The 12,935-nt window shown below is 67.4% G+C and carries 2 protein-coding genes; both read left to right on the top strand.

The genetic code is table 11. The features are described from left to right. Positions 1-15 precede the first annotated feature (15 nt). Positions 16-6,792 (top strand): non-ribosomal peptide synthetase, encoded by a 6,777-nt coding sequence (locus BLP99_RS25905; RefSeq protein WP_256327899.1) that lies wholly within the window; start codon positions 16-18, stop codon positions 6,790-6,792. Further along, positions 6,789-12,935 (top strand): non-ribosomal peptide synthetase (locus tag BLP99_RS25900; protein ID WP_143007988.1); only part of this gene is annotated, 6,147 nt, incomplete at its 3' end. The genes BLP99_RS25905 and BLP99_RS25900, both read left to right, overlap by 4 nt.

Below are 12,935 nucleotides of genomic sequence, written 5' to 3'. Positions count from 1 at the left end.
GCCCGGTTGGCCGCGGTGCTCCCGGACTACATGCTGCCCGCCGCGTTCGTCCAGGTGGACGCCTTCAGCCTCACCGCCAACGGCAAGCTGGACCGCCGCGCCTTGCCCGAGCCAGGCGAAGCTCACTTCGCCCTGCACCGCTACGACGCGCCGCAGGGGCCGGTGGAAACCCGCCTGGCCGAACTCTGGGCCCAGATCCTGGGCGTACCGCGTGTCGGTCGCCAGGACAATTTCTTTGCCCTGGGCGGTCACTCCCTGCTGGCCGTGCAGATGGTGGAGCAACTGCGCGCCGAAGGCTGGAGCCTCGACGTCGGGACCCTGTTCAACGCGACCAACCTTCTCAACCTGGCGGCGACGCTGGAACACTCAGTCCAGGACCCGGAACCTGCGGCGACGCTCTCACTCGACCTGACCCAGGCGCAGATCGACCACATCGTCACCACGGTGGAAGGCGGTCTGGCCAACGTACAAGACATCTATCCCCTGGCACCGCTGCAGGAAGGCCTGCTGTTCCACCACCTGTTGCAGCCCAGGGACGATGCCTACCTGCTGCGCGCGACCCTGGCCTTCGACAGCCAGGCACGCCTGCAACGGTTCATCGACGCCTTCGACCAAGTCATCGCTCGTCATGACGTGTTGCGCAGCGCCGTGCTCTGGGAAGGCCTGGATACACCGGTGCAAGTGGTCTGGCGCGTCGCCCGCTTGCCCGTGGTCCTGCTGGACGAGGGCCGAGCCTTTGCTGAGGAGCACCTGGACATTCGCCGTGCGCCCCTGGCGCAAGCCTTCGTACGCTTCGACGCCGCCGACCAGCGCTGGCACCTGCAACTGGTTCACCATCACCTGTCCATCGACCACGCCACCCTGGGCCTGCTGTTCGCCGAAGTCCGGGCGCTGATGCTCGATCCCCGGCATCCGCTGCCCCCCGCCATCGCGTTTCGCCAATTCGTGGCCCAGGCGCGCCAGCCCCGACGCCAGGCGGATGCAGAGGCCTATTTCCAACGCTTGCTCGGTGATCTCCACGAGCCGACCCTGCCCTATGGGCTGAACGATATCCAGGGTTCGGGACGCGACAATCGCGAGGCCCAGTGCCAGCTCGACCCGGCACTATCCGTGCGCCTGCGGCATCTGGCCAAGGCCCAGGCAGTGGGCGTCGCCAGCCTGTTTCACCTGGCCTGGGCAATGCTGGTGGGCAAGACCAGCGGCCGCGACGACGTCGTATTCGGCACGGTGCTGTTCGGACGCTTCAACGCCGAACAGCACGTCGGCCGCGCCTTGGGCATGTTCATCAACACCTTGCCGCTGCGTATCGACCTCGACCTACCATTGCAGACGGCATTGCGCCAAGTCCATGGGCGGCTGGTGGAACTACTGGCCCATGAACACGCGCCCCTGGCCCTGGCCCAACGCTGCAGTGCCTTGCCCGCCCATGCGCCGCTGTTCTCGGCACTGCTGAACTTTCGTCACAGTCAGGGCCAACGCTCGACGCGCCCGGAATTCGACCTGCCCGGCATTCAGGTAATGGGCAGCGAGGAGCGCAGCAACTACCCGTTCTGCCTGTCGGTGGACGACCTGGGTGATGAATTTGCCCTGAGCGCACAGATCCATCGCTCGGTCTGCGCCGAAACCGTCCTGGCCCATATGGTCCAGGCCCTTCACGTGGTGGCGCAGACCCTGGAGACAGCGCCGACCACCGGTGCCTGCACCCTGGACAGCCTGCCCGTGGCGCAACGGCAACAGTTGCTGGAAGGGTTCAACCAGACTCGACACGCACATCCGCGCGACACCCTGCTGCACCAGCCGTTCGAGCGCCAGGCCGCCTTGTGGCCCGATGCCGTGGCCGCCCATATCGAAACCGCGTCAGCCGGCACGACCACGCTCACCTATGGCCAGCTCAATCGCCAGGCCAACCGGTTGGCCCACGCCCTGCTGGCGACCGGGTTGCGACCCGACGACCGGGTGGCGATCTGCCTGGAGCGTGGTCCGCACATGCTGGTGGCGTTACTGGCCACCCTGAAGGCCGGCGCTGCCTACGTCCCCCTGGACCCGACCTATCCGCCGGCACGCCTGCGGCACATGCTGGAAGACAGCGCCCCGCGCCTGGTGCTCAGCAGTGACGCATTGCGCACGCGCCTACCGGCCACCACCGCAATCGAGCGATGGGACCTGGACACACCGCAGCTACAGGCTCGGCTGGACGCCCAGCCCATCGACAATCCCGATGCCGCGGACCTGAACGCCGCGCACCTGGCCTATGTGATCTATACGTCAGGCTCCACCGGTATACCCAAGGGCGTGATGATCGAGCACCGCAACGCCTGCAACCTGCTGCACTGGGCCCTGCGCAGTTTCGACGTCGATGAGTTGCACCACAGCCTGTTCGCCACCTCGATCAATTTCGACCTGGCGGTGTTCGAGTGCTTCGTGCCCCTGGCCGCCGGCGCCACCTTGCATCTGGTGGACAATGCCTTGGCCCTGGTGGAGCGCCCCCGTACGGTATCGCTGATCAACAGCGTGCCCTCGGCCGTGGAGGAACTGGTGAGGATCGGCGCCATCGCGCCGACCACCCGAGTCGTCAACCTGGCCGGCGAGCCCCTCAAGGCACGGCTGGTGGAGCAACTGTTTGCCCAGGGCACCACGGACCGGGTCTGCAATCTCTATGGCCCGACGGAAACCACCACCTACTCCACCTGGCTGTCGATGAGCCGTGAGCAGGGCTACCTGCCCGGTATCGGTCAACCCCTGGACAACACGCGCATCTACCTGCTCGATCGGCATCGCCAACCAGTGCCTCTGGGTGTGGCCGGGGAAATCCATATCGGCGGGGCCGGCGTGGCCCGTGGCTACCTGAACCGGGCCGAACTCACCGCCGAGCGGTTCTTGCCGGACCCTTTCGTCAGCGATCCCGAAGCGCGCATGTACCGCACCGGCGATCTGGGCCGCTGGCGTGCCGACGGACACCTGGAGTACCTGGGCCGTAACGACTTCCAGGTCAAGGTGCGGGGCTTTCGCATCGAACTGGGAGAGATCGAAGCGCAACTGCTGGGCATGCCGGGCCTGCGCGAAGCGGTGGTCCTGGCCCAACCCGGGCCTGGCGGGGATCCGCGGCTGGTGGCCTACCTGGTCGCCCAGGATCCCGCCGCGCCGGTGCCGGACCTGGCGCAGGTGCGGGCCTACCTGGAAAACCGCTTGCCGGACTACATGTTGCCCAGCGCCTGCATCGCGCTACCCCAGTTGCCCCTGACGCCCAACGGCAAGCTCGACCGGCAGGCACTGCCCCTGCCCGTGACGCTGCCCGCCGACCGGGACAAGTCCCCTCCGCGCAGCGACACCGAACGTCGGCTTGCGGCGATCTGGGCCCAGGTGCTCGGCCAGCCGGACATCGGTCGCGAGGATGACTTTTTCAGCCTGGGCGGACACTCCCTGCTGGCCGTGCAACTGCTCGAACAACTGCGCCGCAACGGCTGGAACCTGGATATCCGCAGTGTCTTCGAGCGATCGACCCTCGCGGCCCTGGCGCAACGCCTGGACACCCTGGGTACCGAGGCCGCGTCCGTGGAAAGCGTCAGTTGCATCCCTACCCCCTGCTCGCGGATCACCCCGCCGATGCTCGACCTCGTCGAACTGGCCCAGGCGCAGATCGACAGGATCGCGGCACAGGTTCCCGGCGGTGCCGGCAACATCCAGGATATCTATCCGCTGGGCCCTCTGCAGGAAGGCATGCTTTACCACCATCGGGCCCAGAGTGCCGGGGACAACTACCTGTTGCGCAGCCTGCTGGCGTTCACCGACGAAGCGTGCCTGCAACGTTTCTGCGCTGCGCTGGAACAGGTCATCGCCCGGCATGATGCCTTGCGCACCCTGGTGCTCTGGGAGGATTTGCAGGAGCCGCTGCAAGTGGTGCTGCGCCAGGTGGCCTTCAAGCCAGTGCGCCTGGCATTCGAGGGCGACGTCGCCGCGCAACTGCACGCCAGTGCCGACCCTCGCCATTACCGCCTCGACCTGCGCCAGGCGCCATTGATCGAAGCACGGGTAGCGTTCGACGCCGTCCACGACCGCTGGCTGCTGTTGCTTGTGCATCACCATGTGGTGGTCGATCACACTTCCCTGGAACTGATGATCGAGGAAATCGCACTGATCGAAGGCGGCCGGCAGGCGCAGCTGTCGCGCCCCGTCAGCGCTCGCGGGCTGGTGGCCCATGCGCGTCGACCGCAGGTTGTCAGTGCGGCACAGGCGTTCTTCAGCGAGCAGTTGGGCGACCTGGACGAACCCACCCTGCCGCTCGCCATCGATGTGCAGGCCGATCCCCGCTGGCGCGCCCTGGAACACCAACAGCCGATGGAGCCTGGGCTGGCGCGCCGCCTGCGTCAGCAAGCCAGTGCCCATGGCGTGAGTGCCGCCAGCGTCTGCCACCTGGCCTGGGCGCTGGTGTTGAGCCGTCTGAGCGGGCGCGATGACGTGGTGTTCGGCACCGTGCTGTTCGGCCGCCTGCAAGCCGGAGCCCATGCCGACCGGGCCCTGGGACTGTTCATCAACACCCTGCCTTTGCGGGTGCGCCTGGATGGCGATGTGGGCATCGTGCTCGAAGGCGTGCAGCAGGCCTTGAACGGGTTGCTCAGCCACGAGCAGACCCCACTCGCACTGGCCCAGCGCTGCAGCGCGGTACCCGCCGGCACCGCGCTGTTCAGTGCGATGTTCAACTACCGCTACAGCCATGCCGACCAGGCGAACGTCCGCCAGGCCATGCCGGGCATGAGCCTGTTGCACAGCGAAGAACGCACTCACTATCCCTTCAACCTCGCGGTGGACGACCTGGGCGAAGGCTTTCAACTGACCGCCCAGACCCACCCGGCGTACGCGCCCGCGCGCCTGGTCGGGTTCATGCTGCAAACCCTGGACGCCCTTGTCGAGGCACTGGAACAGGCCGACGACACCCCCGTCCAGCAGTTGCGCGTGCTGCCCGACGACGAAAAAGCGCGGCTGGATCGCTTCAACCGGCCAGTGGCCCTGCCGTCGTCCGGCGCGACCTTGCAGCAGCGCTTCGCCGAACAGGCTGCGCGCACCCCCGATGCCTTGGCCGTCATCGACGAACACCAGGCATTGAGCTTCCGCCAGCTCAACGAACAGGCCAACCGGTTGGCTCATCACTTACGCAACCTGGGTGTGCAGAGCGGCCAGCTCGTCGCCGTGTGCCTGGAGCGCGAGGTGCAGTTGGCGATTGCCCTGCTGGCGGTGTGGAAAGCCGGTTGCGCCTATGTGCCGCTGGATCCTGACTACCCGGCGCCCCGGCTGGCCTACATGCTCAACGACAGCGCACCGGCGGCCCTGCTCACCCAGGAACGGGTGCGTCCTCGTTTACCGACCTTTACGGGTGGACCACTGCTCAGCCTTGACGCGCCCGAATCCCTGGCCTGGACCCAGGCCAGCGCGGACGACCCGGACGCTATCGCCCTGGGCCAGCAGCCCACGGACCTGGCCTACCTGATCTACACCTCTGGCTCCACCGGACAGCCCAAGGGTGTGATGGTTGAGCACCACTCGGTGCTCAACCTCTGGGCCGGGCTGCGTCAACGCCTGGACGACCTGCCGCCGGGCACCCGTTGCTCGCTCAATGCCTCGGTCGCCTTCGATGCCTCGGTGCAACAGCTTTGCCAATGGCTCAGCGGCCACTGCCTGGTGCTGATTCCCAAACGGGTGCGCCTGGATGCCAGCGCCCTGCTGGACTACCTGCACAGCCGCCAGGTCACGCTGTTCGATTGCACCCCGACCCAGTTGCAGGTCTTGCTCAAGCATCGGCAGGCGGCGCAGACACGACAACCGTTGCCACGGCGCATCCTGCTCGGCGGCGAGGCGGTGCCCAGCGAACTCTGGACGCAACTGGCCGCTGAAGCCGAGGTTCGGGTGCTCAACGTCTATGGGCCCACCGAGTGCACCGTCGACACCACCAGTGCCTGGCTCGACAGCCATTCGACGCCGAGCCTCGGCCAACCGCTGCCCAACACCCAGGTGCATGTCCTCGATCGACATGGCCGGCGCGTGCCGGTGGGAGTGGCCGGGGAAATACACATCGGTGGCCATGGGGTCGCCCGTGGTTATTGGCAGCGCGCGGCCCTGACCGACGAACGATTCCTCAGCGATCCGTTCACTGCCCAGGCCGGTGGGCGGCTCTACCGCACCGGCGACCTCGGGCGCTGGGAAGAGGATGGCAGCCTCAGCTACCTGGGGCGCACGGATTTCCAGGTCAAGATCCACGGCCACCGCATCGAGCTGGGTGAAATCGAAAGCCAGTTGCTGGCCTTGCCCGGTGTGCAGCAAGCCGTGGTGGTGGGGCGCAACGACCGCCACGGCGTGACACGGCTGGTCGCCTACCTGCAGGGCACGGCGCCACCGACGCCGAGCCAGGCCCGGGCCGCCCTGGCCGAACGCCTGCCCGACTACATGCTGCCCGGCCTGTACGTGCGCCTGGACAGCCTGCCGCTGACCGCCAACGGCAAGCTCGACCGCAACGCCCTGCCGGAACCCGACGCCCAGGCTTACGTGCAGACCCTCTACGAAGCCCCGCAAGGCGAACTGGAGATCACCCTGGCGGCGCTCTGGTGCGAGTTGCTGAATGTCGAACGGGTCAGCCGGCACGACAATTTCTTCGCCCTGGGCGGCCATTCGCTGATCGCCATGACTCTGGTGGAGCGCATGCGACAGCGCAACCTGCGGGTCGACATCAGCCAACTCTTCACCACCCCGACCCTCGCCGGTCTGGCCATGGCCACCACCCCTTTGAAGGAACTGCTCCTGTGACCACGGAACAATTGCTGGCCCTGCTCAAACAATGTGGCGTAACCCTGTCCTTGCGCGGCGATCAATTATCGGTAGTGGCCGATGACCAGGTATTGGCCGACCAGGCACTGATCGCCTTGTTGCGCAGCCATAAACCGGCCCTGATCGAAGCCCTGCGCAACCCCGCCGCCCAGGCCGGCAGCAGTAGCGGCCTGCCGCCAGGCACCGACGACATCACCCCGGCGATGCTCGATCTCTGCCAGTTGGACGAAGCACAGATCGCCAGTATCGTCGCCAGCGTGCCGGGCGGCTGCGCCAATATCCAGGACATCTATCCTCTGGTGCCGTTGCAGGCGGGCATCCTCTTTCATCACCTGCTCCAGCAGCACGGCGATACCTATCTGCTGCATGTGCTGCTGGCCTTCGACGATGAGCCCTGCCTGCGACGTTTCATGGATGCCCTCAACCAGGCCATCGCCCGCCACGACATCCTGCGCACGGCACTGGCCTGGGAAGGCCTTGACGAGCCGGTGCAGGTAGTCTGGCGCCAGGCGCCCCTGGCGCTGGAAGTCCTCCATCCGAGCCAGGTCGACGTCGAGGCCGCTCTGCGTGCCCATGCCGACCCGCGTCATCAGCGCCTGGACCTGCGCCAGGCGCCCCTGATGCGCGCCGTGGCCGCCGAGGATCCGGGAACCGGACGCTGGCTGCTGCAATTGCTGCATCACCACGCGGTAATGGACCATACCTCGCTGGAACGCCTGGTGGGAGAAGTCGCCGCGATCCAGCAAGGCCGTCTGGCGGATCTGCAGCCGCCGCAGCCGTTCCGGGATTTCGTGTTGCGCGCACGCCAGGGCCTGGGCGAAGCGCAGCACGAGGCATTCTTCACCGAGCTGCTGGGGGACATCGACGAACCCACCGCGCCCTGCGGCCTTTTGGACGTACGCGGCGATGGCAACCAGGTACAGACCCTGGAGACCGCACTCACCCTCGACCTGAGCCGGCGGATCCGTGAGCGTGCGCGTGTCCTGGGGGTCAGCAGCGCCAGCCTGTTCCATCTTGCCTGGGCATTGGTCCTGGGCAAGACCAGCGGCCGCGACGACGTGGTCTTCGGCACCGTGATGTTCGGTCGCCTGCTGGGTGCCGGCGAAGCGACCAGTGCCATGGGCCTGTTCATCAATACCCTGCCCCTGCGGGTACGCCTGGCCGTCTCCGTGGAACAGGCATTGCGCGACACCCACACGCTGCTCAGCCGGCTGATCGCCCACGAGCACGCCCCCCTGGGCCTGGCCCAGCGTTGCAGCGCCTTGCCCAGCGGCACCGCGCTGTTCTCGGCGTTGCTCAACTATCGCCACAGTGCGGCCCCCGGGCATGCACCCCAGGTCGATGGCATGCAGGTGCTGGGCGGTGAGGAGCGCACCAACTACCCCTTCAACCTGTCGGTGGACGACCTGGGGGAAGGCTTTTCGCTGAGCCTGCAAATCGATCACCAGGTGGGCGCCGAACCGGTACTGGGCTGGCTGCGCACCGCGTTGGAGAACCTGCTCGACGCCCTGGAACAGCGTCCCCTGACCCTGGCTTGCCAGCTTTCGGTATTGCCCGCCGCCGAACAGGAGCGGGTCCTGCGCACGTTCAACGCCACCACCCGCCCGCATAACGGCCCGGCTCTGCTGCACCTGGCCGTGGAGCGGCAGGCCCAGCGGCAACCCCAGGCCATCGCCGCCCGTTTCGACGCCGCCAACGGTGCCAGCCCCCTGACCTATGAGGCGCTCAATACCCAGGCCAATCGGCTGGCGCACTTGCTGCTGCAGGCCGGTGTCGAGCCGGACAGCCGCGTGGCGATCTGCCTGGAGCGTGGCCCCCACCTGCTGATCGCCCTGCTCGGCATTCTCAAGGCCGGTGCCGCCTATGTGCCGCTGGACCCGGCCTACCCGCGGGAACGCCTGCTGCACATGCTCGCCGACAGCACGCCTCGTGCGCTGCTGACACTCGGCCCGCTGCAATCGAGCGTCCCGGCGCCCGCCGGTTGCGAAGTGCTTTGCCTGGACGCGGCCCCTGTCAAGGCGCGCCTGGCCGAACAACCCGTCCATGACCCGGATCCCGCCAGCCTTGGCCTGACCAGCGCTCACCTGGCCTATGTCATCTATACCTCGGGATCCACCGGCACGCCCAAGGGCGTGATGATCGAGCACCGCAACGCTTGCAACCTGCTGCACTGGGCGCTGCATGCGTTCGATACCGCCAGCCTGCGGGACAGCCTCTTCGCCACCTCGATCAATTTCGACCTGGCGGTGTTCGAATATTTCGTGCCCCTGGCCGCCGGCGCCACCTTGCACGTGGCCACCAACGCCTTGGCCTTGCTCGACCGCCCCGTGCCGGTCACGCTGATCAACAGCGTGCCTTCGGCCCTTGATGCGCTGGTCAATGCCCAGGCGATCCCAGGGTCAACACAGGTGGTCAACCTGGCCGGCGAGCCCCTCAAGCAAAGCCTGGTGGAGCAGGTGTTCGCCCACAGCGCAGTGCAACGCCTGTGCAACCTGTACGGCCCTTCGGAGACCACCACCTACTCGACGTGGGTGTCGATGAGTCGTGAGCAGGGTTTCGTCCCCGGTATCGGACGACCGCTGGACAATACCCAGGTCTACATTCTCGATGCGCACCGCCAGTTGGTGCCCCAGGGCGTGGTGGGCGAACTCTATATCGGGGGTGCCGGCGTTGCCCGGGGCTACCTGAACCGACCCGAGCTGACCCAGGAGCGCTTCGTCGACGACCCGTTCGCGCTCCAGGCGGGGGCCCGGATGTACCGCACCGGCGACCTGGGTCGCTGGACTGCCGACGGTCAGCTTCTCTACCTGGGGCGCAACGATTTCCAGATCAAGGTGCGTGGCTACCGCATCGAGCTGGGAGAAATCGAAGCCGCCCTGGCCCGGGTGCCCGGTGTGTTGCATGCCGTCGTGATCGCCCGCGAAGACGCCAGCGGCGATCCGCGCCTGGTGGCGTACTGGGTGGGGCAGGCGGACAGCCCGGTATCCGAGGCCCAGTTACGCGAGGCCCTGCACGCCTGTCTGCCTGAGTACATGCAGCCTGGGGCCTACGTGGCCTTGCCGACCCTGCCCCTGACCCCCAACGGCAAGCTGGACCGCGGCGCGCTGCCGGCGCCGGAGCAGACGGAAAGCGATCATTTCGAAGCGCCCCAAGGGCCGCTGGAGACTCAACTGGCGTCGATCTGGAGTCGCCTGCTGGGACGCCCACGGGTAGGCCGTGAGGACCATTTCTTCCAATCCGGCGGCCATTCGCTGCTGGCGGTGCAACTGATTTCCCAACTGCGCCAGCAACTGCGCATCGAACTGCCCCTGGCCTGCGTGTTCGATCACCCGACCCTGGCGCGGCAGGCCCGTGCCATCGAATCCCTGGGAGCGTCCGGGTTGTCCGGGGCGGCGCCTGTTCCGGCGGCGATGCGCCCGGCGCGGCTACCGTTGTCCTTCGCCCAGCAGCGCCTGTGGTTCATCGCCCACCTCGATGCCCAGGCCAGCGCGGCCTACCACATGGCCGGCGGACTGCGCCTGCGGGGAGCGCTTGACCCAGCGGCGTTGCAGGCCGCCCTGTCGCGAATCGTCGAGCGGCATGAAGCCTTGCGCACCCGGTTCGTTTCCGAGGGCGCGCAACCGTTCCAGATCATCGACCCGCCGCAGGCCTTCGCCATGCCCGTCGACGACCTGCGCGGCCAGCCCCCGGCGGTCTTCCAGGCCCACTGCACCGCCGAGGCCCAGGCACCGTTCGACCTGGCGCGCGGTCCGCTGATCCGTGCGCGCCTGTTGCGCCTGGAGGAGCAGGAGCACGTCTTGCTGGTCACGCTGCACCACATCGTCGGCGATGCCTGGTCGTTATCGGTCATCACCCGGGAACTGACTGAACTGTACCGGGCCTTTGTCCACGGCCAGGCCGACCGCCTGCCGCCACTGGCCATCCAGTACGCCGACTATGCCCTGTGGCAGCGCTCTGCGCGCCAGGCGCAACGGATCGCCGAACAACTGGCCTACTGGCGCACCCAGCTCGAAGACGCACCGCCGCTGTTGAACCTCGCCCTGGACCGCCCTCGCCCGGCGCACCAGGATTTCACCGGTGCCAGCCTGGAGGTGGGCATCGACGCCCACCTGGTCCAGTCGCTCAAGCACGTGGCCGAACGACATGGCTGCACCCTGTTCATGACGCTCCTGGCCGCGTGGTCGGTGGTGCTGGCGCGCCTGTCGGGGCAGGACGACCTGGTCATCGGTTCGGTCCTGGCGAACCGGACCCGGGCGGAGGTCGAGCCGCTGGTCGGCTTTTTCGTCAACACCCAGGCGTTGCGGGTGCGGCTCGGTGAGGTCGATGCGTTCAGCCAACTGCTGGCCCAGGTGCGGCGTACCGCCCTGGATGCGCAGGCCCATCAGGAAGTTGCCTTCGAGCAATTGGTCGAGGCATTGAACCCCTCGCGCTCATTGGCCCACAGTCCGATCTTCCAGGTCATGTTCGCCTGGCAGAACGCCCCGCAGCCCAGCCTGGAGCTGGACTCGCTGGAGCTGACGCCGTTATCCACCCACGAAGACAGCGCCAAGTTCGACCTGACCCTGGACCTGCACGAGCGTGACGGCCGGATTGCCGGTCGGTTCATCTACGCCACCGCCCTGTTCGAGGTCGACACCGTGCAACGTCACTGGCAGGCCTTGCACACCACCCTGCAAGCATTGGTCGCCAATGACCGACAACCGCTCGAGGCCGTGTCCATTCTCGGCCCGGCCGAGCGCGAACACGTGCTGCACACCTTCAATGCCACCGCCCGTGACTACCCTCGCGATGAGTCGCTGCCTCGCCTGTTCGAGGCGCAGGTCAAGCGGCGGCCCGAGGCGACGGCGATCCAGACCGGCGAGCAGTCCCTGAGCTATCGCCAGCTCGATGAGCGCGCCGGCCGACTGGCCGGTTGGCTGGCCGAGCACGGCGTGGTGCCGGGCGCCCGGGTTGCCCTGTGCCTTGCCCGTGGCCCACGGTTGATCGTGGCGATCCTGGCGATCCTGAAAAACGGCGCGGCCTATGTGCCCATCGACACGGCCACGCCCTCGGAGCGGCGCCGCAATCTGCTGCACGATTGCGGCAGCGCCTGGTTGCTGGTGGACGAACCGCACTCGATCCCCGCGGACCCAGCCGTCCAATCCCTTGCCTTGGCGACCTGGGAAGACACCCTGGACAGCGTCGCGGCGCCCGCCGCGGATGTACCGCGGCCCGCCGACGCGACGGCCTGCGTCATGTACACCTCCGGCTCGACCGGCGTGCCCAAGGGGGTGCAGGTGCCCCACCGCGCCATCACCCGCCTGGTGCGCAACAACGGTTTCGCCGATTTCAACGCCCAGGATCGCATCGCCCTGGCCGCCAACCCGGCCTTCGACGCCAGCACCCTGGAAATCTGGGGCGCATTGCTCAACGGCGGCTGCCTGGTGGTCTGTCCCCGCGACACCCTGCTGGATGCGGCCCGGTTCAATGAACATCTGCTGCGCCATGAAGTCAGCGTCCTCTGGCTCACCGCCGGGCTGTTCCATCAGTTCGCCGAACCTCTGGCCCCGGCCTTCGCGGCCCTGCGCTACCTGATGGTGGGCGGCGATGTGCTCGATCCCCGGCGCATCGCCCAGGTGTTGCGCCACTCGCCGCCCCGGCATCTGCTCAACGGCTACGGTCCCACCGAAAGCACCACCTTCGCCACCACCCATCGCGTCACCCTGGAAGACGCCCTGGCCGGTGACATTCCCATCGGCAAGCCGATCGGCAATACCCAGGTCTACGTGCTCGACGACCAACGTCGCCCCGTGCCCATCGGCGTCGCCGGCGAGCTGTACATCGGCGGCGATGGCCTGGCCCTGGGTTACCTGAACCAGCCGCAGTTGAGCGAACAGCGCTTCGTGCCCCATCCCTTCGACCCGACGCCGGGGGCGCGGTTGTACCGCACCGGCGACCTGGCGCGCTGGCGCGCCGACGGCGTGTTGCTGTTCCTGGGGCGCAACGACTTCCAGGTCAAGATCCGCGGTTTCCGGATCGAGCTGGGGGAGATCGAGGCGCAGCTCAAGGCCTTGCCACCCGTGACCGAAGCGGTGGTGCTGGCCGACGCCCAGCAACGCCTGCTGGCCTACTTCACCGCCACC

The sequence above is a fragment of the Pseudomonas sp. NFACC32-1 genome (genome assembly GCF_900101215.1).
Lineage (GTDB): Bacteria > Pseudomonadota > Gammaproteobacteria > Pseudomonadales > Pseudomonadaceae > Aquipseudomonas.
This window is presented reverse-complemented; position numbering and strand designations above follow the sequence as displayed.